Raw genomic sequence first — 25,696 nt, 5'->3', positions numbered from 1 at the left:
AGCTCACTCACGCACTCCTTTCATCACTTTACGCAGCGATGCTCGCCACAGCACGTTCGAAACGCGCTAAGCCTTCGGCGATATCTGCTTCAGGGATAACTAGTGAAGGCGCAAAACGCACTACGTTTGCCCCAGCCATGAGACACATTAAACCTTCAGTTACAGAGGCAGTTAAAAAGTCACGTGAACGACCTTGATACTGTTCGTTCAGCACCGCACCTAACAGTAAGCCTTTACCGCGGATCTCAGAGAAAACATTATATTTTTCGTTAATTTTGTTTAAACCATCACGAATGATTTGCTCGCGATGCTTAACACCATTAAGTACTTCCGGCGTGTTCACAACATCTAACACTGCATTACCGATGGCGCAGGCCAGCGGGTTACCACCATAGGTCGAACCATGGGTGCCCACCTTTAAATGCTCGGCAATTTCAGTAGTGGTCAGCATAGCCGCGATCGGGAAACCACCACCTAAGGCCTTAGCCGTTGTGAGAATGTCCGGTACTATGTCAGTGGCCATATAGGCATAAAGCTCGCCCGTACGGCCAACACCCGTTTGCACTTCATCGAAAATAACCAGCGCATTGTGTTTATCCGCTAACTCACGCACCGCCTTTAAGAAGGCAGGTTCGGCATCGATAATACCGCCCTCGCCCTGCAGCGGCTCTAACATAATGGCGCAGGTTTTATCTGATACCGCAGCTTCAAGCGCCGCAATATCGTTGTAAGGTAAGTGAGTAATACTTTGCGGCTTTGGACCGAAACCATCGGAATAAGCGGCTTGACCACCCACGCTAACGGTGAAGAATGTACGGCCGTGGAAAGCTTTATCGAAAGCGATGATTTCATCTTTCTGCGCACCGAATTTTTCTAACGCGTAACGACGGGCGAGTTTTAAAGCGGCTTCATTTGCCTCGGCGCCAGAGTTAGCAAAATAAACTCGCTCAGCAAAGGTGCTATTCACTAACTTAGTCGCTAACTCGAGTGCAGGCTCGTTAGTCATGACGTTAGATAAGTGCCAAAGTTTTTCACCTTGGGTTTTTAATGCATTAACTAAAGCAGGATGACAATGACCTAAACAATTCACCGCGATACCACCCGCAAAGTCGATAAATTCGTTGCCGTTTTGATCCCATACTCGGCTTCCCTCGCCTTTCACTGGGATAATGTCTGCAGGCGCATAATTAGGCACCATGACAGCGTCAAATTGGGCACGATTTAACTTCACATCAACGCTCATTCTTCTTCATCCTTTGTTTAAGTTGAACGACGCAGTGCGCCGTATCAGTCCCGTGCGTATCTTTATCTTGTATTAGTGATACTGGGAGTGTTTGTAACTATTAATAGCCATTATTAGCGAAATTGTGAACAGAATACCAGTTTTTCACAATCATCAATCTCTATGCGCCGGAGCGAAATGCATAAAGATTGCAGTTTAAGAACTATACAAGCGTTTAACCTAGAGGCTTTACGCATAACTAGTCAGAAAAAAAGTTATTCGGTCTACAATTTAATAGATATTCACCAAATATGAATAACTAGCCAATTTTATCATTCAGATGGGAAAGAACAAAAGCCTTAATCAGCTCCCGTGCCTCAATTGCCTCGGGCAATAGATTAAACAGTGGGAAAACATGGGGCATATGAGGGTAAAAACGTGATTCAATTCGGCCACCAGCACTCATAACACGGCTCACAAATCGCTGCGAATCCTGCAATAACAATTCGCGAGTACCAGCGATAACGAGAAAAGGCACTAAATCTTGCAGCTCCCCAAGTAAGGGCGACGCCTTGACCGACATAGGATCGCTGCCAGCCAGATAAGCGCCACGCAGTCGCAGTAGGGATTCAATGGTGAAAAAGGGATCTTCTGCGGCCAAAATCAGTTCGGTATCGCCTGTGAGCGCCAAATCCAACGCGGGAGATATCAACACGCAGGCTTTTGGTAAGGGGAGCTTTAATCGCTTAAGTTCAAGCAGGAGGCTCAGTGCTAAGTTTCCACCGGCAGAGTCCCCCATCAAAATCAGGTTTTCCGCATCCTTTACTGCAATTAAATGCAAATAGGCCTCTAATACATCATCGCAAGCAGCAGGAAAAGGATGCTCAGGCGCCAGTCGATAATCGGGCACAAAGGCCTCTAACTGACAACGTAAACTGAGGTCACAGATGAGCCTCGCGTGGGCATTTGGCGTCTTAAAACAAAAGCCTCCACCTCGTATATAAAAGAGATTGCCTTGAGAGGAGGCGTGCTTCATATTTCGATAGTTCAACAATGTGCTGTGAGTCAGCGGAATACTGTTTGATTCTAGGGTGTCGGGCCAAGGCAACCAGCGATTATCGAGGGCTAACAGGCGACTGCGCACCTGAGAGAGGGGTAACTTGGCCTTACCACGACTGATGGAAGGCCTTGCGACGTAGGATAGAATGGTATTTAGAACAGTTGCTTGCCAGCTTGGCATTGGCTAATCTCCACATCGATACCGCATTAAGGGATCGATGCGGCTTGCCATATTAAAGCAGATCTAGTTTACGATAATTTTGCGCTTTGAGACGCAGAACTTCCTGCTCGGACAGCTCGTAATAATCGAACATCAAGCGTTTTTCCTGCGGGTCAATTTGGCGCATTTCCTCTAAAAGCAGCACCTTGGCATAGCAGCTTGCACGCGCAACCAAAGCTGCTGGCTCAGATAACTCTCGATAGCTCAGGTTTTGATCGAGTTCTTTAAGAAGCTGAGTTAGTGGACTAGTGTCGAATTTCAACAATTCTAATAATTGCCAATTTAGCTTATGCCCATAATGCAGTACATGCTGAAAAACCGCCTTCGCGGGGAATTCAGTGGCCATCACCGCATCGTAAACTTCTTTATCACGACTGCCGCTGGCTTCACGCAGCCAGTTCCCCCAGGTTTGTTCGAATAAACGCGCACTCAGGCTAAGTACAACCGAGGTACCTAATTGATGCATCAAGGCACCACTGTAAACCAGCGCCGTATCTGTTTCATGGAGTTTGGCCAGCGCGTTGGCCGCAATGCCGCTCACCACGCTATAACGCCAGAGTTTACGGGTTGTCCAAAGCAGTTTGGTATTGCCGCTTGGCAACCAATTACGTAGGCAAAAATAGGGAATGATCGTCCGTAGATTTTCGATACCAATATAATTCATCACTAATTTAATATCAGTGACACGAACATCGGAGCTTTGTGGGCGACGGGCGCGAAAGCCAGGGCTATTCACCATATTGGTCAGATCGCGGCACAGCCAAGGAAGATTACTGATGAGCGGCCTTAATCGAGCAGCATCGAGGTTTTTAGCGAGCAATAGTTCGAGTAACAACAACTGCGACTCGTTGATATTAGACTTAGATAACACTAATTCGGGCGTGGCCAATTGGTGCTCAATGCCATTATTGACGGTATCGCACAATTGTTTGGAAATCGCCTCAAACACATCCCTTGCCTGGATTTGCTTTAACAGGCGCGCCATAATGGCCTCGCGCTCAACGTCGAGTTTATGGGCATCAGCCTCTAATTCACGGTCAAGATCGTCTAATAATGTCGGACTCGCCTTCTGTTTGCTGAGGATAAGCTGCTGATACAGCCTGTGCTCTATTTCTATTATTTTACCGGGTCTTACACCACCCGCGACTGAGATTGCCACTATAAATATTTCCTATTTCTTCCGTGCCAAGTGGCGTCAAAACAACCAACAAATCAAAGATCAATTCCCACAATTTGAGCATATACCCCCTATCTTAGCAATACGCAAAAGTCGGGGTATTGTCGCAGATTAAGCGCATAAAAAAGGCCTCGAATGAGGCCTTTAGATTATAAACTCAACTTATTTAAGCTCTTGTTCAAACAGCTTGTAGATACGACGATATTCGTCTAACCAGCTCGATGGCTGACGGAATCCATGCGGCTCAACCGGATAAATTGCTGTTTCAAACATGGGTTTCTCCAGCTCGATTAGGTGTTGCACCATACGCACGCTGTCTTGAAAGAAAACGTTATCGTCCAGCACGCCGCTCATAATCAGCAATGGCTTAGTTAAACCTTGCGCATGCTCGATTGGTGAACTGCGCTCGTAGGCGATTGGGTCAACATCCGGCGTGTTGAGAATGTTCGAAGTGTAAGGCGCATTATAGTGTGCCCAGTCTGCAACAGGACGCAGCGCCGCACCCGCTTGGAATAAATCCGGCTCAGTAAACAGCGACATAAAGGTTAAGAAGCCGCCGTAGGAACCGCCATAGGTGCCAACACGCTTAGTGTCAACGTTGGCATTTAAGCCCATCCAAGCCACACCATCTTTTAAATCTTCCACTTCTGGGTGACCCATGTTGCGGTAAATAGCGGTACGCCAATCACTGCCGTAGCCTTTAGAACCACGGTAATCCATGTCCATCACCACATAACCTTGTTGAGTCAGCAGGTTATGGAACATAAATTCGCGGAAGTAGTTACTAAAGCCATAGTCAGCGTTTTGCAGGTAACCTGCGCCGTGGTTAAAGATCACCGCGGGGTATTTTTCGGCGCGAGACTTATCGAATCCTTGAGGCAGATACACGCGAGCATGCACTACACCAGCGCCATGGTTAGAAGGCACAGCAACCACCTCTGGCGCCTGCCATGGGTATTGCTTGAAAGCATCGCTAGTGTAAGAGGTTAATTGCTTTAACTCACCACCGATTGGCTGCACATAAAGCTCGTTTGGCTGGGTGCGGCGCGATGCGTTCAGCAGCAGCTTAGTGCCATCGGGGCTTAGGCTGTAATCTAAGTTACCATCCCACTGGGTTAACTGCTCATTTTTACCCGTAGCCAGATCCACGCGGTGTACGTTGTAAATACCTGGGTGGCTTTGGTTAGCCTTGTAGTAGATGTAATCGGCATTGGGCGACAGCTTAATGTCGCTTACCACAAATTTACCTTGAGTCAGGGCCTTAGGTTTTTCGCCTTGGGCTTTAAGGTACAGCTGTGAGAAACCCGTTTCTTCCGACAGGAAATACAACGAATCAGTGCCAGGCAACCAACCGAACTGGTTATAGTCATAGTTCACCCAAGCATCATCGTGCAGGCGATGTTCGGTCACAAACTTGCCCTTGGCCAGATCGACGGTGGCAATCCAGCGGTCCTTGTTATCGGTCGCTTCAACCATTACGGCTAACTTGTTTTCAGACTCATGCCATTGGATGGCGCTTTGAGTCCATCCCCAGTCTTCCATCAGTTGGATTTTACGTGGTTGCTTACCTTGCTGTGCCGCAGTACTGTCATAGGATTCGCCCTTGGCCTTAGCATTCTCGGCTTTTACCTTAGCAAGCACATCCTCATCAAAGCCAGTTAAGCCTTCGATGGTCACATCCACTTGCTTATGCTCTTTTAAGTCGAGCACCACAAAACGCTGACCTGGCGGCACATCTTCGGCCACACGGGCACGCACAGGCACAGGGTCAATATAACCTTGGCTGCCTAAATAGTTAGGCATGATGTCGTGTTCGCTGCTGCCGGTATAGTTTTTGTCGGTTAAGGCGGCAAACACATAACGACCATCCGGCGACAAGCTAAGCTCGCTAACCACTTCGGCATCACCTAAATACCAAGTGCTGGCGGCCAGAGTTGGATCGCTCTTTTGCAGCTCGTTATTAAACTTTTCTTTTGCTTTGGCATTTTCCTGCTGCAGGGCAACGTACTTAATTAATCTGTGTTGTTGCTTTGCAATATAGGTGCTTGGCTCTTGTACGCCAGCAGGCGCCTTCGCCATCTTGATTTCGGCTAACTGCTCAACAAGACCCGTATCCTGATGGATTTGGAAAACGTTGTCCCCTTGCCAGTAGGCGATATCACCGTTGTTTAAGTAACGTAGGCCCTTGATTGCATTACGCTGGCGGGTGAGTTGGGTGATTTTGCCTGAGCTTAAATTTTTAACAAAGATATTGCCTTGGTATAAATAGGCTTTATTGGCTTTGGCGCTATCAAAGACACCAAATTGTTGGTCGGCGGCATGCAGTTTATCGATGGCTAACTCAACGGCACGGCTATCATTAATGCCCTGCTGGTAATAAGTACGCAGTGGTGAAGCACTTGGTTGGCGGGCGAAGAATACACTTTGGCTATCGTCGCTCCAATAGGCTTCTTTAGCGAAAATCCCCATCCAGTCAGGGTTCGCCATGATTTGATTAAGCGTAAGTTGCTGCGAAACTTGAGGAGGTTGAGCTAATGGGACTTGATAGGCCTGCTGACTCGTTGCCGCTTGAGTTGTTTCACTAGAGGTTGCTGCGCAGCCGCTTAATACGGCAATGCTCAAGGCGCTTAGACCTAAATTTCGCATGACGCTTTTCATCTATCCTTCCTTTTTTGTTATCACAACGGCGCTTGCCCTATCAGTCTATATGGGACGCCAGTTGGCTTAGTTTGGCGGCATTTATATCACACTTAATCGCCAAATTGACTTAAAAGAAGGATAAAACTTGTAACAGGGAATAATAAAAAGCGCAGCTTTTACATACAGATTTAGGATCAGACCGTGGTTTGAGCAATGAAATTACCTAACAGCTCAAGGCCTTGTTCCGTGAGAATCGATTCGGGATGAAATTGCACCCCAAAAAGTGGCAGGTTGCGATGGCGCATAGCCATGATTTCACGGCCATGGATAGGGTCGTCAAACCAGGCATCGAGCACAAACCCATCGGGCAGAACATCCACTAGCAGAGAATGATAACGAGTCACTGTTAACGGGTGATTTAATGCCTTAAATACGCCTTCACCACTGTGCTCAATTTGGCTGACCTTACCGTGCATCACCCGCTTAGCCCGCACCACGTTAGCCCCAAATACCTGTGCCATCGCCTGATGACCCAGACAAACACCTAGGATGGGGAGTCGTGAGGCAAAATACTTTATCGCCTCAAGGGAAATCCCCGCTTCATTGGGAGTGCAAGGGCCGGGGGAAATCACTAAATGACTAGGAGCGAGGGATTCAATCTCGGCGATGGTGATTTCATCGTTGCGCTTCACCATAACCTCCTGACCTAACTGCTGAAAATACTGCACTAAGTTAAAGGTGAATGAGTCGTAATTGTCGATAATGAGCAACATAAAAACACAACCGATTGAATATTATAAAGTAACCACAAAGCCAAGCCGGCATTTCTGTGCCTTAAGCCATTTATCCATATCAATCGGATAGGCCTATACCGCCATGTCGACATTAAGCGCATAGTTCAGCACCTAATACGGGCGCTAAAACCTTGGAGCAAGTGATGAGTCATCCAACATCGGCGAGTTGCCGAAGACTTCTTGAAAGGCCTAAGGCCATATAGAAAGCAAGAGTTCATTACGCCCGGCGGGATTTTCGCATATTTTCGACTTAGCTTAAACAGCAAACACGAGCCGCGCTTAGCACTAGTGTTAAGCACGGCTCATAGCTCGTGAGGGTTTTAAGCGTCTGCCCCTATGCCGTAGAACATAGCGCCATAGGCCAAGTACGAAGAGTAATAGACAAGACACGCCAGTGAGTAGCCACAATACTCGACCGAAGCTGCCAAATACCGAGCCATCGTGGAGCGGATGTAACCAATTTAAGATTTTATTACTCGCGCCCTGACGGGTGATATCAAATACCGAAGTCACCTCTCCCGTCCCCGCATCGACATAAACATAGCTTTGGGGGAAACGGTGGGAAGGATCGCCTTCAACTTGTAGTCGCATGCGATAGCCCCCCCCCACTTTAGGCGGCGTTTCAATCCACGCAAGCCTAGCATTAGGAATGGCTAACAGCGCTGTAGAGGCCGCCACAGATGGCGTCACCGAAGGCTTAATGTTCAGCACTGCAGTCGCTGAAGGCTTTTCGACCTTGCTAAATAAATTCAAAATGGCTTTAGTTTCATCGGGAAGCGCCAACATAGTCCCGGTAAGACTCAGTAATAACAGCGGCAGCAGGAAAATCAGTCCGATGATTTTATGCCAATCGTAGAGCCTGCCTATCATAGCGCTCCGCCGCTTAAAGCTAAGCCCCTTTCGCCACTGCCCAACCTTAGGCCACCAACTCATAAGCCCAGTTAACAGTACCAATACAGAGCATAGGCCAAGATAGCCCACGATGACTTCGCCGGTCTTCCCCATAAGTAATTGAAAATGCAGATTGTAAAACCAAGTCGCGAGGTAATCTCCCCAGTAATCCCGACGCAAAATCTGCGTGCCATCGGGGGATAGCCAAACCATCATGGGGGCAAACCCTTGGCCTTGTTTTTCGATGGGGTTGTAATAACGGGCAGGAATGGCGCCCTTATCCTCTGTCACTTCAAAACGCCATGGCCCTGTTTTATCAGGATAAACAGTGCGCAGTGTACTGAGCGCCCTATCCCAATCGGGTGACTGGGATGACACATCGAGGGCAGGATGTAGAAAACGGTCAATTTCGACGTAATACACCAGCGCGGCGCCCGAGAGGCTCAGCAGGACGAGAAATGCACCGATGGACAGACTGCTCCATAAGTGCAGCCTTCTTGCGAGCTTACGTAAATTCATCTTTAGAAGTGCAGCGATAACGACGCATTTAATGAGCGACCTTCACTGGGACTGTGTAAGGATTGGCTGCCGTCCCACCAGACATATTCGTAATTTTCATCGGTCAGATTTTTGATTTCAAATGCCAAATCGGCATTTTGGTTCAGCGCATAACTGGCACTCAGATTTAGCAACACGAAATCTCCAAAGCGGCCTGCGGTGTTGGCGCTGTTGAGTTGATACTGACCTTGTGCCCGCACTAATGCCGATAAACGCAGCTTGTCGGTCGCGTCGAAATCCACCCCAGCATTATAAATCCACCTTGGAATATGGTCGATATCATTACCTTTAAACTCAGGCGTTTGCGGATCGGGTGTATCGATTACCGCCTTCTGCCAAGCAACCGAGCCCCACACCGTTAAAGCGTCACTCTGTTCCCAAGAAAGTTGTAAATCGATGCCATCGCGCTTGGTCGCACCGAGATTATCGAAATCCCCCAAAGGATCATTAAGCTTACGTTTAAGCTCTCCCGTTGCAGTTTGATCCCAGAGTGCAATCCGCACTGCAAGGCTTGCCATTGGCTGATAACTCACCCCAAGCTCCCATCCTTCGTTGATGGAGGGGGCAACATCCTCTTGTCGCGGTGGAATAAGGTAGGCGCCTGAACCTACACCTATCTGGAAGCTGCGCCCCCAGTTACTAAATAACATGAGCTCAGGCATTGGCATTATCGCAACGGCTAATTTTGGCTGGCTGATAGTACCGTAATCATTGATTGGGGCATCTTGGCCACTTAAGTGATTTTTAAAGTCTCCGCCCACTCTATCGACACGCCAAGCTGGGGTGATTCTTAACCACTGTGTAGGCTCAAACATGGTCTGAACATACGTGCCTGCCACTGTGAGAGTGAATTCCTGATCGCGAGTTTGACTCGTCAGCAACTGATCTTGGGTCAAAAAACGCTTAGAGATATTATCCTGCACCTCGATGCTCGCACCCGCTTCGATAAAGAGTCGATTCAGGAAACTGACCTCAGGTTCGAAACTAAGCGTTGCCAGAGCGCCATAATGCTCCTCCTCGGTATAACGATTCTGCTGCGACGTATTAGCAGAAAAAGTCACATAGCGATTGTCTTCAAATTGATTTAGCCAGCCAAGTAGGTGCAGCGTTGAAGCCTCAAACAAACTGGCATCGAGCGACAGACTAAATTGATTAATGTCCCGCGCCCCCTCGTCACTATGATTGTAGGCATTGGTGCTTTGGGGTGACTGATAGGCAATATCAGTGGTGAGATAACCAGGCTCCTTAGCATCGGCACTGTAGGTTCTTGCGCTGGCGCCAAGAGTCATACTCTCGTTTAGATCTACCGCCCATTTTCCGGCAACGCTAACACGGCGATAATCGGAATGGTCGCGATAACCATCACCTTCACGGTAGCCAACGGCATAGTTTTGTCGCACTGAGTCACTTTCAACCCCAGCAACGACCTGAGCATCCTGTTTACCAAAACTGCCAACGGTGAACTTAGTATCGAAATAATCGCCACCCGAGCGAGTGTCGAATGACAGGTTACCGGCAATATTGTGTAAGCCATAGCGGGGATCGGTCGTGCCTCTTACCACTTCTAGATCCGCAATCTCCAGCGGCAGTATCATATCGATATAGGGCATATTGCCATCGTTACTGTTAGACGGAATGCCATCAATCAATAACTTCACCGCATTCACCTCCCCTTCGCCGTTAAAACCGCGAAAGGAAACCTTGCCACTGGTCGTGCCCTGATTAAATTCGGTCAGTGTCATCCCTGGCATACGAGCAAGGAGCTGCCAAGCATAATCGACATCGGCAGATTGCACTGACTCCCCAGATATTCTATCCACCGAGGTTAGCAGCCGACCGGCATCGACCGAACGTTTACCTACAACCGCAACTCGATCACCGACCCAAAAGCGGGTATCACCAACTACACTGACATCGCTGCCTTGGACTTCTTCAGCTGCAAATGCAGTAGTTGAGCCCATCAATAACAAACTTGGCATTATCAAGTGTAAAACAGGGGTAAAACGGGGCATAGAAAAGAACCTCGGTAAGCGCCAGTTTTTAACTGAAAGCACAAAATTACCCCTGCGTTTCAGCCGAAAATGCGCTAATTTTTTTGATCATTCTGATGGTTTACAAATTGGCGGCATCATAGTGTTTTTGCACTCAAGACTCGATGCGGCAAAATGTCGCACCCAATATCAGGATGAGGCCATTCTGCAAGGGGAATGCGTGGCACAAAAAGTAGAAAGTACGCCTTCATTAGTGGCTAGGCACTTTACAGCGCAGATAAAGTGTAAAACGCGCAAAATCAAGGCATTAAGCTTGCAGTTGAAGAGTAAACCGAAAAACAAAAACCGCCCTCTTAGGGCGGTTTTACAATCAGCTTTTAGATTAGAAATCTTTATCCTCGACAGTACATGTCGATGTTTGCACTAACGGCACAGTAATCAAACAGTCAACATCAAGGAAGTTCTCGCTGGTCAATGACTGTAACGTTGCCGACAGTGCCTCATGGGAAAGCACTTTTGCTTGCACATTCAGCCTCAAGTTACCATCGATATCCGATGCAAGCGAGAGTAGTTCAGCATTACTGCTTTGCCAGCTTACAAGCGAGGTCACATCCTGCACTGATGCATCGGAATAATAACCAAAGGCCATAACACGGGGTGGCTGCCCCAGTAATCCCAGTAGATTGATATAGACATAACTGGAGTCAGGCACTCCATCATTATTGGAGTCCATCGCTACTCGCAGACGCTCTAGAGTGGCAGCACTCACGGTCAGCGCGATGATATTACTGCTCACCCCATTGTAACTGGCGCGAATATTCGTCACACCCACAGCAACAGATTGCGCCAGTCCAGAAGTATTGATAGTGGCAATACTCGCTGCTGAAGTCGTCCAAGAGGCTTGGCTTGTGACCACCTGTGTCGAACTGTCGCTATAGGTTGCCGTAGCGGTAAATTGCAGACTATTGCCTAGAACAATCTGGTTACCCGTCGAGCTAATACTTAGACTCGTAACAACGGCAGAGGTCACCGTTAAATTGAGCCCCGAACTGGTCACCCCAGACATACTCGCGGTAACCGTCACAGAACCTGGACTGTTGCCGGTTGCTTTTCCACTGGCATTGATACTCACAACAGCATTATTGCTGCTCGACCAAGTGACGCTACTCGTGAGATTTTGCTGTGAACCATCAGAATAATTGCCTATCGCCGTCAACTGGCTCTGAGTTCCCGAAGCAAAACTCGTGAGCGTTGCACTGATATCTATCGAAGTTAGGGTGGCCGCGGTCACGGTAAGTGTAATGCTATTACTCGAAACGCCCTGATAGCTTGCAGTAATGTTTGTACTGCCCGCTTGGCTTCCCGTTGCCACGCCCGTAGCGCTTATCGTCGCAACACTGGTGTTACTGCTGTTCCAACTTGCCGAATTGGTGACCACAGCTTGGCTACCGTCGCTGAAATTTGCCACCGCAGTAAATTGAGTTGAAGTACCTGCTGCAATGGGATTGGCTAACGAGAAAATTTGCACCGATGTCACCATAGCATTAGTCACGGTCACAGCTACCGCATTACTCGTGACCCCATCCTTAGAGGCTGTGATTGATGCAGTACCCAATGCGACACCTGTAACTAAGCCTGCGGAGCTAACAGTTGCCACACTCGTGTTGCTGCTATTCCAGTTAACAATGTTGCTCACAGTTTGCGTGCTGCCATCGGAGTAAGTTGCAATCGCTTGCAGCTGAACCGTCGTTCCCATTGGCACAGACTGCGCGCTACCCGGCACTATCTGCAGACTGGAAATGACTGCTGCGGTAACGGTAAGGTTAGCGCTATTACTCTGCACACCGTTGAAGCTCGCTTGGATTGTCGCCGTTCCTGGGTTTTCACCGGAGGCAAGACCAGCTAGAACGGTAGCCACATTGGTATTACTGCTACTCCAAGAGGCCTGTGACGTAATATCTTGGCTACTATTGTCACTAAAACGCGCCACTGCAGTAAATTGCTGCTCAGTACCTGAGGCAATACTCGCCGATGATGGCGTTAATTGAATCGAGGAGACCACAGCGGAAGTAATAGTCACCGCGACACTGTTACTTTGCACGCCATTGAAGGTTGCAACAATCGTAGTATTACCCGAATTGACGCCAGTGACCTTACCGCCGGAGGTAACAGTAGCGATCCCCGAATTCGCACTTGTCCAAGCGACGGAAGATGTGATGGTTTGAGTAGTGCCATCACTATAAGTGGCCACAGCAGTAAGCTGGCCATCAACCCCTTTAGCAAGACTCAGCACAGAAGGTGATACTTGTAGCTGGGTCACTGTTGCCGCAGTTACATTCAGTGCCAAGGTATTACTCTGAATGCCATCCTTAGTCGCACTGATGTTAGTTGTTCCCGCAGCTTGTCCTGTTGCCAATCCAGTGCTCGAAACCGTTGCGACAGCCGTTGCACTGCTATTCCAGCTTACCGATGAGCTAATGTTTTGAGTCGAGCCATCACTATAGGTAGCCGTCGCAGTGAATTGCGCCGTTGTGCCCTTAGCAATGCTGTTGGTATTGGAAGTAATGGCAATCGATGAAATAGTGGCGGCTGTTACAGTGAGGTTCGCACTATTACTTTGCACGCCATTAAAGCTCGCTTGGATAATGCTACTGCTAGGAGTCACTGCCGATGCCAGCCCAGAAAGCACTGTCGCCACATTGGTATTACTGTTACTCCAAGCCGCCTGAGCGGTGATGTCTTGGGAACTGCCATCGCTAAACCAAGCTATCGCCGTGAACTGCCGCTCGGTTCCCGCTGCTAAACTCGCCGAGGCTGGGGTTAATTGAATTGTAGATACTGTCGCTGCGGTAATGGTCACAGCCACACTGTTGCTCTGCACCCCATTATAGGTTGCAACAATCGTAGTATTGCCTGGATTAACGCCTGTTACCTTTCCACTGGTGCTTACAGTTGCAGTGGTCGTATTGGCGCTATTCCAAGCGACTGCGGAGGTTAGTGTCTGAGTCGTCCCATCACTATAGGTTGCTACTGCGGTGAGCTGCCCTTCAACTCCTTTAGCAAGACTTAGCACTGAGGGTGAAACCTGCAATTGTGTAACTGTTGCCGCGGTCACATTCAGTGCCAAGGTATTACTCTGTACGCCATCCTTAGTCGCGCTGATATTGGTCGTACCCGCAGTTTGGCCAGTCGCTAAACCTGAACCCGATATCGTTGCTACGGCTGTCGTACTGCTTGCCCAGTTTACCTGAGAACTAATATTTTGCGTGCTGCCATCACTGTAGGTAGCGGTAGCGGTAAACTGTGTTGTCGTCCCCTTCGCAATACTGCTGGCATTAGAGGTAACGACAATGGACGATAGCGTTGCCGTAGTCACGGTCAAATTCGCACTATTACTCTGCACGCCATTAAAGCTTGCCGTGATAGTCGTCGCCCCAGGAAGATCGCCGGACACTAAGCCATCAACAACGGTAGCAACACTGGTATCACTGCTGTTCCACGAGGCTTGAGTAGTAATATCTTGGGAACTGTTATCGCTATACCAAGCAACAGCAGTAAATTGCAGTTCAGTCCCTGCGGCAATGCTCCCCGATGCAGGGGTTAACTGAATTGCACTCAGCATGGCCGAGGAAATTGTCACCGCCACATTGTTGCTTTGCACACCAGCATAACTTGCCACAATCGTCGTGGAACCTGGATTCACACCAGCAACTCGACCACTCGATGTCACCGTTGCCACACTCGTATCAGCACTGTTCCATGCCACTCCTGAGGTAAGATTTTGGCTTGTGCCGTCGCTATAAGTTGCGACTGCTGTTAATTGGGTTTCGACCCCTAGACTCAAGTTCACAATAGCGGGTGAGACTTGTATCTGAGTGACCGTTGCGGATGTCACACCTAGGACGAGACTGTTACTGGTCACGCCATTAAGAGTCGCGCTGACATTGGTTGAGCCAGCAGCTTGCCCTGTAGCTAAACCAGCGCTTGAGATAGTTGCAACAGAAGTCGAGCTACTCTTCCATGTCACTTGAGAACTGATATTTCGCGTTGAACCGTCACTATAGGTGGCCGTCGCAGTCAACTGCGCCGAACTCCCCTTAGCAATACTACTCGTCTCAGAGCTAACGACAATCGATGAAAGCGTTGCGGCAGTGACTCTTAACGTGGCCTTGTTACTGGCTACACCCGCAAAATTAGCACTAATGAGCGCCTCGCCTACGGCAATAGAACGCACTACTGCAGCAACACTAATGGTACCAACATTGACGGCGCTACTGCTCCAACTCACGAGTTTAGTGACATCTTGGGTCGTATTATCGCTGTAGGTTGCTACCGCTTTGAATTGTGACGTTGCGCCAATGGCTAAGGTCAAGTTGACAGGACTGATCTGTAATTGCGTGACTGTCGCATTGGTAATGGTCAACACCGCATTATTGCTGGCCACACCATTCAAGGTTGCAAAAATAGTGACGGTTCCCGGATTAACACCAGTGGCGATGCCCGATTGATTAATAGTGACAATTGCTGTGTCTGAGCTTTGCCAAGCCACCCCTGTGGTCACATCTTGGTTAGAACCGTCGGAATAAGTCGCAATGGCGGTAAATACCGTTTGTCCGCCCTCTGCAATTGAACTGCTTGCAGGTGTCACCTGCAATGCAGTCAGTGTCGCACCACTCACACTGATAGCAAGATTATTGCTCGACACCCCGCTGTAACTCGCATGCACAGTGACGCTTCCAGGGGATAATCCCATAGCAACGCCTAAACTACTGACAGTCAGGACAGCATTGTTATCACTATTCCAAGTGACTAATTGAGAGACATCAACCGTCGAGTCATCCGAGAAAGTAGCGACTGCGGTAAATTGCGCCTGAGTACCGACACCTAGGTGATTGGTTAATGCGCTGATTTGCAAATCGGTAACGATTGCATCGGATACGACGATCTCAGCAACATTCGACAGCACACCATTGAATGAAGCGGTAATTTGAGATATCCCCTTAGCAACAGTATCAACTAGCCCACTCGTGCTAATCGTTGCAACGCCAAGGTCGCTCGACTGCCAATCGACTTGCTCTGTAATATCTTGGCTAGTACCGTCCGATAATATAACCACGGCCTTATATTGTTGTGTTAGTCCAGCTCCGAGTGTTGTATTACCAGGAGAAACCACCAGTTCCACTACAGTTGCATCGGTAACGGTGATCGAAGCTTGATTGCTATCAACGCCATTTAAACTGGCTCTTACGGTAACGCCACCAATATCAACACCTGTTGCTAAACCTGAAGCACTTAACAGAACCTTAGTGGTGTCGCTGCTTATCCAACTGACTTGATTCGTCACCGTTTTAACGCTGTTGTCTGAAAATGTAGCAACTGCTGTAAACTGGGTCGAAGTGCCTTTGCTGATGGTGGATTTAGCTGGTGAAATTTGCAACTTACTGACCATTGCCGAAGACACAGTCACCGAAATAGCTTCACTACTAACACCGTTGAAACTGGCTTGAATCGTCGCGCTTCCCGCTAATAGGGCGCGAACTAACCCAACTTGATCGATAGAAGCAATCGTGGCCGCACTGCTCGTCCATTGCACAGAAGCTGAGACATCTTGGCGAGAACCATCCGAAAACTGCGCAATCGCAGTTAGTTTTTCTGTTACCCCAAGGGGCAAAGAAAGGCTCCCTGGAGTAACAGTTATCTTAGTGACCGTCGCCCCCGTCACAGTCAATGACGCATTGTTACTACTGACACCTTGGAAAGTTGCAGACACGACGGTATTTCCGGTTGAAACTGCAAAGGCAACCCCCATTGCATCTATGGTAGCAACCCCTGTCGAAGCACTGTTCCAAACCACGTTCTCAGTAACATTTTGAGTTCGACCATCGCTATACGTCACAATCGCAGTAAATGGCGTTTGAGTGCCGAGTGCAATGACAGAAGCCGCTGGTGAAATCTGAAGTTTAATCGCAATAGCATCAGATACTTCGAACGCTAACTCATTACTTTGCACCCCATTCATACTAGCCCATAGGGTGGCCATTCCCAGACTCAATCCAGATGCTACGCCAGTATTATTTATCGAGACCACTGTAGTATCACTGCTAAACCACTCCATTTCGGCGGTAACATCTCGATTCGTATTATCAGAAAATGTCGCTATCGCCGTTAATTGAGTACTAGTGCCGATGGGAATAGGATTGCTTGCCGCAGAAATCTGAATAGACATGACCACTGCAGAAGTCACACTGACAACGACGTTATTACTGTTAACACCATTCCATGATGCTGAAATTTGGCTTTGCCCTTCAGCTTTACCACTGACAAGACCTGTAGGATCGATACTCGCTACCGTTGAAACTGAAGAGCGCCACGTGACTTTTGTAGTGACATCGACAACCGAATTATCGGCGTAAGTTGCAATAGCCTTAAAGGGTAAAGTAAAACCAATTGGCAAAAGATCTGTTGTACTACCCGCACTATTGGTTTGGGCGGATATTTGAATACTTTTAATTAAATTATCGTTATTGACTAAATTATCTTGATCAGCACTTCCACCACATGCAGTGAGCATAATCGCGAATATAGACAGTAATATATTGCGCATAATGAGAGCCTTAATAAGGAATTTCAAAAATTGAGTCATAATTTTCAAGCAGAATAAGAGTGACTAACCTAATTGAAGAAATAATTTAATCCGATTGAAACTTGATTAAGATCAGTATTTTGCCCACCAAATTGATTTGCCCATTGATAACTCAACCTTAAGTCCCAATTATCTCTAAAGTGGTAGTCCACACCGACGGTTAAAACGGGTGAATAACCATTTTCACGCTCGCGTCCTGAACCAGTATTATTCTCAATATGGCCTCGAAATTCTTTCATCCACCGCATTCCACCCGCCTTTATAAATAGATTTGATGTTGGCGTAACACCCCACGCAAATTTAGCGGACAAATCAATACTCGATATATCCGATTTATCAGTGGTATTTAAGAAGCCTTTGTAAGTGCCAAAAAATTGAAAGCCCGTTTCAATCGCAAAATAATCAGTCAGGCTAACACCGTAAAGAAACCCCAACTTAGGCTCGCTATTATCGCAATGGGTGTACACCTTAGAGCAGGTTTCTTGAATAAAAGTGAAACCACCATCAAAGCCTATATACGGCTGAGGTTCGAATTGGACAGGAGAGTTATTTGCGCTGACACTAACAGCCATGGTTACTAATGAAAATGAGAAGATATATTTTACAAATAGTTTCATTCTGAACTCCCTGTAAATGCCATAACGGCCATCATCCGATAAAATGATACTAGGAGTAGGTATAGAAGGCTGAAAATAATTTGTAAAATTATGAAGAGAAAATTTTTATAAAAAAATGGCTAAAAAAATATTTATATATAAAAAAAACAATAACTAACATCCTACTACGCAGGATAGGAGTTATTCTTACATCACAGTGAATTAACCGCAACTTTATTAGGGAATAATCAAGTAGTTTCATAAAAGGCAAGAAAGCAGTTTACCCAGTTAATACCTAAGGCAAGACAACCTCTCTCAAAAAGTCAGTAGAGATTATGAATAATGCTGAATCGGTGCAAAGCAGATTTGCTTAGCTGCAAAAGATAATACCTACTGAAATAAAAAAATCCGAGGATGATATATCCTCGGATCCTTAAAATTAGTCGCTAAGACTTCGACTAAAACAAAACTACTTTACAACTGTCAAATGGCTACGACGTTTAGCAGCGGGTTCTGATGGTGGTGTCGGCTCAATTGGCTTTTCAGCAGTATCCACTACGGATAAGGCAGCCTCAGCTTCATCATCAATCAGGTAAGCGTCTTCGATATCGAAAACCGTACCAGCCCCATTTTCACGGGCATAAATGGCCACGATAGAGGCCATTGGTAGCAATACCTGTTGTGGCACACCGCCAAAACGCGCATTAAACTCCACAAATTCATTACCGATTTGCAAATTGCCCACTGCACTGGCCGCGATGTTTAATACAATCTGACCATCCTTCACATACTGCTGCGGTACTTGGGTGCCTTTCACAAAGGCATCCACCACAACGTGAGGTGTTAATTGGTTATCCATCAACCAATCATAGTAAGCCCTAAGTAAATAAGGACGATTTGGAGTCAACGGCTTCATTACATACCCATGCGCATTTCGCGTTCAGCTTCAGTAAGCGAAGCTTTAAATGACTCACGTTCAAATACACGTGTCATATACGCTTTGATATCTTTGGCTACACGACTATCTAACTCAATACCTAATACAGGTAAACGCCATAACAATGGGCCGAGATAGCAATCAGCCAGACCGAATTCTTCACTCATAAAGTACGGCATTTCGCTGAATACTGGCGCGATTGAAAGCAAGCTTTCAGTCAGCTCTTTACGAGCCGCTTCAGCGCGATCGCCTTTACGAATACGGTCTACCAGTGAGTACCAATCAGTATCGATGCGGTGCATCATTAAACGGCTCTGGCCGCGTGATACTGGGTAAACTGGCATCAAAGGTGGATGAGGGAAACGCTCATCCAGATATTCCATAATAATTCGTGACTCGTACAATACGAGCTCACGGTCTACCAATGTTGGCACTGAATTGTAAGGATTTACTTCAAGCAAATCCTCAGGCATTTCGTTAGGGTCGACCTGTAAAACATCAACCGTAACCCCTTTCTCAGCTAACACGATACGTACTTGATGGCTATACAGATCATCAGCACCTGAAAACAGTGTCATGATAGAGCGTTTGTTGGCAGCAACAGCCATTGATACCCTCCAGAATCGAAAATAAACAAAAGTAAACGAGGGGCAAAGCCCCCCGTTTACACTATGCAGATAATATATTCTACCCGTTATTGGTGCCTAGTGTACATCTTTCCAGTACTCTTTCTTCAGGAGGTAGGCCACAATAAAGAAGATAAACAGGAATCCAAGTACCCACCAACCTAAAGCTTGACGCTCTAACTTAACAGGTTCAGCCGAATAGACTAAGAAGCCCGTGATATCACGTACCGCTTGATCGTACTCTTCTGCGTTCAACTTGCCACCTGACACCACAATCGTACCATCTTCCTGTTTGACGGGTGTTCCCTGCAGTTCTTCAAGAACATGAGGCATACCCACAGATGGGAATACGGTGTTATTCACACCAAATGGACGACTAGGATCAGTATAGAAGCCTTTTAGGTAAGAATAGACCCAATCTTCACCACGAACGCGAGCCACCAATGTTAGGTCAGGAGGAGTCGCACCAAACCATTTAGCGGCGTCTTTTTGTGGAATCGCGTTTTGCATCAGCTCACCAATTTTGGCATCGGTAAACATGTATTTGCTACGCATATCGTCCGCAGAAATGCCTAGGTCGTTTGCTACGCGCTCATAACGTTGATACTGAGTGCTATGGCAACCTGAGCAATAATGTTGGAACATATCCAAACCACGCTCTAATGATGCTTTATCATGCAGATCAACATTGGCTTTTTCTAAATGTACATTGTGTCCGCCTGCCGCAAATGCCAGCGTTGGCAGTAATGTAACTAATGCAATCAGTACTTTTTTCATTAGTGTGTCAACCTCGCTGGAACTGGCTTAGTTTTTTCATTCTTGCTGTATAACCACAGTAAGAAGAAGTAGCCGAAATACGTCACAGTGAAGATACGCGCAACAATTGTTAGCTCTGGCGTAGCCGGTACCGCACCTAAGTAGCCAAGCACGATGAATGACACTGCAAACTGAGCGATGTTCAGTTTGTGCAGCGTACTGCGGTAACGGATTGACTTCACTTTACAGCGGTCTAACCAAGGCAACACGAACAGTACTGCGATCGACAGCCCCATCATTACCACACCGCCCAATTTATCGGGAACAGCACGTAAAATGGCGTAGAAAGGCGTGAAGTACCAAACAGGAGCAATATGTTCTGGCGTCTTCATTGGGTTGGCCGCTTCAAAGTTTGGCTTCTCAAGGAAGTAACCACCGCCTTCAGGAATAAAGAACAGCACATAACAGAACACAATCAGGAAGCCCGCAACGCCCATAATATCTTTCACTGTGTAATATGGGTGGAACGGAATACCATCGACTGGCCAGCCGTTTTCGTCTTTGTTCTTCTTAATCTCAATACCATCAGGGTTGTTTGAACCCACTTCATGCAGCGCGATTAAGTGTAGGAACACTAGAACCACTAACACTAACGGTAGGGCGATAACGTGCAGCGCGAAGAAACGGTTCAGCGTCGCACCAGAGATCACGTAGTCACCACGGATCCACAGAGTTAAATCATCGCCGATAACCGGAATTGCACCGAATAAAGAGATAATTACTTGTGCGCCCCAGTAAGACATTTGTCCCCATGGCAACAAGTAACCCATAAAGGCTTCAGCCATCAGTACGAGGAAAATCAACATACCGAACAGCCACAGTAATTCTCTCGGCTTTTGATATGAACCGTAAATCAAACCACGGAACATGTGCAGATAGATTACCACGAAGAATGCTGAAGCACCGGTTGAGTGCATATAACGCAGCAACCAGCCATATTCAACGTCGCGCATAATGTATTCAACAGAGGCGAACGCGCCCTCTGCCGTTGGTACATAGTTCATGGTCAGCCAAATACCCGTTAGTAATTGGTTAACCAATACCAACATGGCCAATGAGCCGAAAAAGTACCAAAAGTTAAAGTTAGTTGGCGTAGCATATTGACCCACATGACGGTTGTAAGTTGCCGTCATTGGAATGCGCGCATCAATCCAATTAATGAGATTCTTAACCATTATGCCACTCCTTTATCTACACCAATGATGACAGTGCCATCATCAACATATTGATGGGGAGGAATCACTAGGTTCAATGGAGCAGGAACCCCTTGGAAAACACGTCCTGCCATATCGAATTTAGAACCATGACATGGGCAGAAGAAACCAGAAGTCACACCTTGCACTTGCTCACCAAAAGAATCTGGTAAATAAGTAGGTGAACAACCTAAATGGGTGCAAATACCGACGGCGATAAAGTACTCTGGTTTGATCGAACGCAGAGGGTTAGTCGCATATTCAGGTTGCTGCATTTCTGCAGAAGCAGGATCTCTTAACTGATCGTCGTGTGTTGGCAGTTCATTGATCACGGCTTCTGTACGGCGGACAACCCAAACAGGTTTACCACGCCATTCAACACGGATCAGCTGACCTGGCTCTAATTTACTGATATTTACTTCTACCGGCGCACCTGCAGCTTTCGCTTTGGCGCTCGGATTCCATGACTTAATGAAAGGAACCGCTACAGCGACGGCGCCTGCACCACCTACTACGGCGGTTGCTGCTGTCAGGAATCTGCGACGTCCGGTATCGACTGGCGCATTGCTCATCCACTTATCTCCAAGAGGGTGTTGGAATTTTTGTATTTTTTAAGGACTTTTTGCCCTAAGACTTCAGTCATTAGCAAAAATTGAAGTATGAAGCGGGGCTCATTATAGCTAAAAATTAGAAGCAGATCATAGCTAAAACACCTAACTAACTTGGGGGAATTGTGTATTTTTTAAGTGAACGAGCAAAAAAACTACAAATATGTACTGATTTTCATTTTGTTCGCTGATTTTTAGCCCTATCCACTCTTGACTATGAACGAATCTTTCAAGGCTAATCAGACCACTATTTCACTTGACTGTGCGCCAAATCACGGAAATAAAAAAGGGTTCCTTGTTCGGAACCCTTTTTAAATAACTGGATGCTATGAGCCTATTTCTTTGGCGAAGTTGACTTCATATATTTGAAGAATTCACTGTCTGGTTCAAGCACCATTACATTTGAATTACCCGAGAAGCTAGCACGATAAGCATCTAAGCTACGTAAAAAGCTGAAGAACTCAGGATCTTTACTGTATGCATCGGAGTAAATCTTGGCCGCCAGCGCATCACCTTCACCGCGAATAGTCAGGGCTTTACGCTCTGCTTCAGCAATCTTCACCGTCACGTTAGCGTCAATAGTTGCACGAATAATTTCAGACTGCTCTTTACCTTGAGCGCGATGCTCTTTGGCAACAGCTTGACGTTCGGCGCGCATCCGTTGGTAAATACTGTTACTCACGTTTGCCGGTAAGTTGATTTGCTTAACACGCACGTCAACGACTTCAATACCTAAGTCTTTAGCGCTTTCAGATGCATTTTCTAAGGCATCATTTTGCAGCTCATCGCGTTTACCAGAAACAATTTCTTTAATGGTGCGACGACCAAACTCGGTGCGTAAATCGTTGTTGATCTTACGTTGTAGTAGCGTTTCTGCATTCGATTTAATACCACCATTGGTTGATAGGTAGTATTTTTCGAAATCATAAATGCGCCACTTAACATAAGAGTCGACCATCAGATCTTTTTTCTCTGAGGTAACAAAGCGATCCGCTGCACCATCTAAGGTCTGAATGCGGGCATCAAGCAATTTGACTTTATCGATAACTGGCACTTTAAAGTGCAGACCAGGGCCAAACACACGAGTTACCTGCTTACCATCGACATTGTCTTTAACGATTTCACCAAAGCGCGCCACAATTCCGCGCTCCCCCTCATTAACGACCATCACCGACGATAGACCTACGCCTAAAATAATTGCGGCGAGTACAATACCTAATCTACCCATGGATTACTCCCTCCCTTGGCGAGTACGATCCTCGCGAGACGGGCGTCCACTCAAAGGCTCACCAATGCGAGTCGTTGAAACAGAAGATGAATTAACGTTTTGCGGTACTTTAGGCTCAACGTCAGTCATAACCTCAGGCTTCTCTTTCATTAACTTGTCTAACGGTAAGTACATCAGGTTGCCATTGTTTTTGGCATCAATAAGTACCTTGTTGGTATCAGTCATTACCTGCTGCATCGCATCGAGGTATAAGCGCTTACGGGTCACTTCAGGCGCGGCTTGATATTCAGGTAACAGCAGTTCGAAACGAGCCACTTTACCTCTGGCCTCCAGAATTTCACGCTCTTTATAGGCATTAGCTTGTTGTGCCATACGTTCCACTTCACCGCGGGCCTTAGGCTCGATTTCACGGGCATAGGCTTCGGCTTCACGGATAAAGCGCTGTTCATCTTCTTGAGCTGAAATCGCATCATCGAATGCGTCTTTTACTTCTTCCGGCGGACGAGCCGGTAAAAAGTTAACATCAACAATCGCCAAGCCTAACTTGTAAGGCTCAAGAATACGCTCTAACTCTTTCCAAGTATCACGGCGAATCGCGTCACGACCAGTAGTCAGAATGTCATCCATCTTATTGTGACCGATGACATAACGCAGGGCGCTATCCGTAGCTTCACGTAAGCTAGCATTGGCGTCAACCGCGCTAAACAGATAAGAGTACGCATCTAAGATACGGTACTGAACATCAAGCTCGACCTTAACCACGTTTTCATCAGAGGTCAGCATACTGCCAGAAGCAGGAATTGAGCGAACAGATTGCACATCAACGGGATAAATCTCGTCAATGAAAGTCGCTTTCCAGTGCAGACCAGGACCTACTTCACCAATGTGTTGACCAAAACGCAGTGTTACACCACGTTCTGCTTCTTTGATGGTGTAAAAACCCGAGAGTCCCCACACGACAAAAGCAATGACAAGAATAATAATCAAACTGAACGAACTAAAGCCCTGACCCGAAGAGCCATCACCTTTGCCGCCAAAGCGTTTTGAAAGATTACGAAAAACCTCGTCAAGATCCGGTGGTCCTTTGTCGTTACCACCTTTATTTCCCCAAGGGTCATTACCCTTGTTACCGGGCTCATTCCAAGCCATTTAGCACTCCATAAGTGGATGAAATAAATTAGATTATGAACAAACAGCCTTTTCTTTCGATATATCGAAGATAAAGGTTTCTAACTCACCCTGACTCTGTTTAGCTAATCGGCGCCAATCGGCATCCGATAAACGAACAGACAAAATACAGTTCCCCAGATCGTCGTACTCTTTCTGCTGTATCGCATCCAGTCGATAAAACTGGCCAAGATAATGTCCAGCAGTAGCCGGAATTCTAAAAGTAAGCTCATGAATAACGTCACCAATTAGCTCGGTAATTGCCTTCAAGAGCAAATCAAATCCCAAACGCTTTTGCGCAGAGAGCCAAACTTTGGCAGGTTTACCCTGCTCGTTGTATTCAATGCGTGGTGCAACATCCTCTAATAAGTCGATTTTGTTACACACAATCAGCTGCATCACTTCTGCAGCATCGATATCCTCAAGCACGTTTTGTACCTGCTCAAAGTTATCCGCCATATTTTCATCAGCACAATCAACAATATGCAGCAACAGATCCGCTTGTCGCGTTTCCTGCAGTGTTGCCTTGAATGCAGCAACCAGATCGTGTGGTAAATGACGAATAAACCCTACAGTGTCAGCCAGTATCACTGAACCATCGGGTAGATCGAGTTTTCTCAATGTGGGATCAAGTGTGGCAAATAGTTGATCGGCCGCATAAACATCTGATGAGGTCAAAGCATTAAACAGCGTCGATTTGCCAGCGTTAGTATAACCCACTAATGAAACCGTTGGCATGTCACTGCGCTTACGGGCGCGGCGACTCTGCTCACGTTGTTTATCAACTCGCTCGAGGCGTTTATTGATATTTTTAATGCGTCCCCTGAGCAGACGTCTATCGGTTTCGAGCTGGGTTTCCCCCGGACCACGTAAACCAATACCGCCTTTTTGGCGCTCAAGGTGAGTCCAACCACGCACAAGACGCGTTGACATGTGGCGCAATTGCGCTAGCTCCACCTGCAACTTGCCTTCATGGGTACGAGCCCTTTGGGCGAAAATATCGAGAATTAAGGTGGTGCGATCTAAAACTCGACACTTACACACTAATTCAAGATTCCGCTCCTGAGCAGGACTCAAGGCGTGATTGAAAATAACCACATTGGCCTCGGTGGCTGCCACTAACGCGGCTAACTCCTCGGCTTTACCAGAACCAATAAAAAACTTGCGGTCTGGTGAGCGTCGACTTCCAGTAATGACCCCAACTGAACGTGCTCCAGCTGATTCAACTAACAGCTGCAACTCGACCAAGTCTTCACGGCGTTCCTCATCGGAAAAGTCGATATGGACAAGAACCGCTGTCTCTCCCGCCTCATAACGATCAAACAAGAAG

Annotated in this window: 17 protein-coding genes; all 17 read right to left on the bottom strand. The window is 47.1% G+C overall.

The window, feature by feature from the left end; translation table 11 throughout:
• Window positions 1-28 precede the first annotated feature (28 nt).
• A complete protein-coding gene (locus K0H61_RS02370; RefSeq protein ID WP_220051176.1) occupies window positions 29-1,243 on the bottom strand; it encodes an aspartate aminotransferase family protein in 1,215 nt (404 codons plus the stop codon).
• A 298-nt stretch (window positions 1,244-1,541) separates the two neighbouring features.
• Window positions 1,542-2,462, bottom strand: coding sequence for an alpha/beta hydrolase (locus tag K0H61_RS02365; RefSeq protein ID WP_220051175.1), 921 nt, complete (start codon window positions 2,460-2,462; stop codon window positions 1,542-1,544).
• 52 nt (window positions 2,463-2,514) lie between these two features.
• A complete protein-coding gene (locus K0H61_RS02360; RefSeq protein WP_220051174.1) occupies window positions 2,515-3,660 on the bottom strand; it encodes an HDOD domain-containing protein in 1,146 nt (381 codons plus the stop codon).
• A gap of 180 nt (window positions 3,661-3,840) precedes the next feature.
• Window positions 3,841-6,336, bottom strand: coding sequence for a S9 family peptidase (locus tag K0H61_RS02355; RefSeq protein ID WP_220051173.1), 2,496 nt, complete (start codon window positions 6,334-6,336; stop codon window positions 3,841-3,843).
• A gap of 176 nt (window positions 6,337-6,512) precedes the next feature.
• On the bottom strand, window positions 6,513-7,091 hold the full coding sequence (locus K0H61_RS02350; RefSeq protein WP_220051172.1) for an anthranilate synthase component II: 579 nt from the start codon (window positions 7,089-7,091) through the stop codon (window positions 6,513-6,515).
• A gap of 312 nt (window positions 7,092-7,403) precedes the next feature.
• Entirely contained in the window at window positions 7,404-8,522 is a 1,119-nt protein-coding gene (locus tag K0H61_RS02345; RefSeq protein ID WP_220051171.1) for a PepSY-associated TM helix domain-containing protein, read from the bottom strand.
• Between the two features lie 2 nt (window positions 8,523-8,524).
• Window positions 8,525-10,573 (bottom strand): TonB-dependent receptor, encoded by a 2,049-nt coding sequence (locus K0H61_RS02340; protein ID WP_220051170.1) that lies wholly within the window; start codon window positions 10,571-10,573, stop codon window positions 8,525-8,527.
• A 361-nt stretch (window positions 10,574-10,934) separates the two neighbouring features.
• Window positions 10,935-17,156: a beta strand repeat-containing protein gene (locus K0H61_RS02335; RefSeq protein ID WP_220051169.1), complete on the bottom strand. Its 6,222-nt coding sequence runs from the start codon at window positions 17,154-17,156 to the stop codon at window positions 10,935-10,937.
• Window positions 17,157-17,224: 68 nt separating this feature from the next.
• Window positions 17,225-17,812 (bottom strand): outer membrane beta-barrel protein, encoded by a 588-nt coding sequence (locus K0H61_RS02330; protein WP_220051168.1) that lies wholly within the window; start codon window positions 17,810-17,812, stop codon window positions 17,225-17,227.
• Between the two features lie 448 nt (window positions 17,813-18,260).
• Entirely contained in the window at window positions 18,261-18,707 is a 447-nt protein-coding gene (locus K0H61_RS02325; protein WP_220051167.1) for a ClpXP protease specificity-enhancing factor, read from the bottom strand.
• Complete coding sequence (gene sspA / locus K0H61_RS02320; protein ID WP_220051166.1) at window positions 18,707-19,336, bottom strand: stringent starvation protein SspA; 630 nt, start codon at window positions 19,334-19,336, stop codon at window positions 18,707-18,709. Before sspA ends, K0H61_RS02325 begins: the two co-directional genes overlap by 1 nt.
• A gap of 96 nt (window positions 19,337-19,432) precedes the next feature.
• Window positions 19,433-20,131 carry a cytochrome c1 gene (locus K0H61_RS02315; RefSeq protein WP_220051165.1) on the bottom strand — a complete coding sequence of 233 codons (699 nt, stop codon included), beginning with the start codon at window positions 20,129-20,131 and terminating at the stop codon, window positions 19,433-19,435.
• A complete protein-coding gene (locus K0H61_RS02310) occupies window positions 20,131-21,345 on the bottom strand; it encodes a cytochrome b (RefSeq protein WP_220051164.1) in 1,215 nt (404 codons plus the stop codon). Before K0H61_RS02310 ends, K0H61_RS02315 begins: the two co-directional genes overlap by 1 nt.
• Window positions 21,345-21,935: a ubiquinol-cytochrome c reductase iron-sulfur subunit gene (gene petA, locus K0H61_RS02305; protein ID WP_220051163.1), complete on the bottom strand. Its 591-nt coding sequence runs from the start codon at window positions 21,933-21,935 to the stop codon at window positions 21,345-21,347. Before petA ends, K0H61_RS02310 begins: the two co-directional genes overlap by 1 nt.
• Window positions 21,936-22,305: 370 nt before the next feature.
• A complete protein-coding gene (gene hflC, locus K0H61_RS02300) occupies window positions 22,306-23,199 on the bottom strand; it encodes a protease modulator HflC (RefSeq protein ID WP_220051162.1) in 894 nt (297 codons plus the stop codon).
• 3 nt (window positions 23,200-23,202) lie between these two features.
• Complete coding sequence (gene hflK / locus K0H61_RS02295) at window positions 23,203-24,348, bottom strand: FtsH protease activity modulator HflK (RefSeq protein ID WP_220051161.1); 1,146 nt, start codon at window positions 24,346-24,348, stop codon at window positions 23,203-23,205.
• Window positions 24,349-24,381: 33 nt separating this feature from the next.
• A complete protein-coding gene (gene hflX / locus K0H61_RS02290) occupies window positions 24,382-25,692 on the bottom strand; it encodes a ribosome rescue GTPase HflX (RefSeq protein WP_220051160.1) in 1,311 nt (436 codons plus the stop codon).
• Between the last annotated feature and the right edge of the window lie 4 nt (window positions 25,693-25,696).

Origin of the sequence: Shewanella acanthi (assembly GCF_019457475.1) — a bacterium.
GTDB classification, from domain to species: Bacteria; Pseudomonadota; Gammaproteobacteria; order Enterobacterales; family Shewanellaceae; genus Shewanella; species Shewanella acanthi.
The sequence above is the reverse complement of the archived record's forward strand: the minus strand, read 5'-3'. Positions and strand labels throughout refer to the sequence as shown.

What these genes read in the sequence shown, in the direction of transcription:
- K0H61_RS02370 (WP_220051176.1), bottom strand. Translation starts at nt 1,243, where the DNA reads ATGAGCGTTGATGTGAAGTTAAATCGTGCCCAATTTGACGCTGTCATG.
- K0H61_RS02365 (WP_220051175.1), bottom strand. Translation starts at nt 2,462, where the DNA reads ATGCCAAGCTGGCAAGCAACTGTTCTAAATACCATTCTATCCTACGTC.
- K0H61_RS02355 (WP_220051173.1), bottom strand. Translation starts at nt 6,336, where the DNA reads ATGAAAAGCGTCATGCGAAATTTAGGTCTAAGCGCCTTGAGCATTGCC.
- K0H61_RS02350 (WP_220051172.1), bottom strand. Translation starts at nt 7,091, where the DNA reads ATGTTGCTCATTATCGACAATTACGACTCATTCACCTTTAACTTAGTG.
- K0H61_RS02345 (WP_220051171.1), bottom strand. Translation starts at nt 8,522, where the DNA reads ATGAATTTACGTAAGCTCGCAAGAAGGCTGCACTTATGGAGCAGTCTG.
- K0H61_RS02340 (WP_220051170.1), bottom strand. Translation starts at nt 10,573, where the DNA reads ATGCCCCGTTTTACCCCTGTTTTACACTTGATAATGCCAAGTTTGTTA.
- K0H61_RS02335 (WP_220051169.1), bottom strand. Translation starts at nt 17,156, where the DNA reads ATGCGCAATATATTACTGTCTATATTCGCGATTATGCTCACTGCATGT.
- K0H61_RS02330 (WP_220051168.1), bottom strand. Translation starts at nt 17,812, where the DNA reads ATGAAACTATTTGTAAAATATATCTTCTCATTTTCATTAGTAACCATG.
- K0H61_RS02325 (WP_220051167.1), bottom strand. Translation starts at nt 18,707, where the DNA reads ATGAAGCCGTTGACTCCAAATCGTCCTTATTTACTTAGGGCTTACTAT.
- sspA (WP_220051166.1), bottom strand. Translation starts at nt 19,336, where the DNA reads ATGGCTGTTGCTGCCAACAAACGCTCTATCATGACACTGTTTTCAGGT.
- K0H61_RS02315 (WP_220051165.1), bottom strand. Translation starts at nt 20,131, where the DNA reads ATGAAAAAAGTACTGATTGCATTAGTTACATTACTGCCAACGCTGGCA.
- K0H61_RS02310 (WP_220051164.1), bottom strand. Translation starts at nt 21,345, where the DNA reads ATGGTTAAGAATCTCATTAATTGGATTGATGCGCGCATTCCAATGACG.
- petA (WP_220051163.1), bottom strand. Translation starts at nt 21,935, where the DNA reads ATGAGCAATGCGCCAGTCGATACCGGACGTCGCAGATTCCTGACAGCA.
- hflC (WP_220051162.1), bottom strand. Translation starts at nt 23,199, where the DNA reads ATGGGTAGATTAGGTATTGTACTCGCCGCAATTATTTTAGGCGTAGGT.
- hflK (WP_220051161.1), bottom strand. Translation starts at nt 24,348, where the DNA reads ATGGCTTGGAATGAGCCCGGTAACAAGGGTAATGACCCTTGGGGAAAT.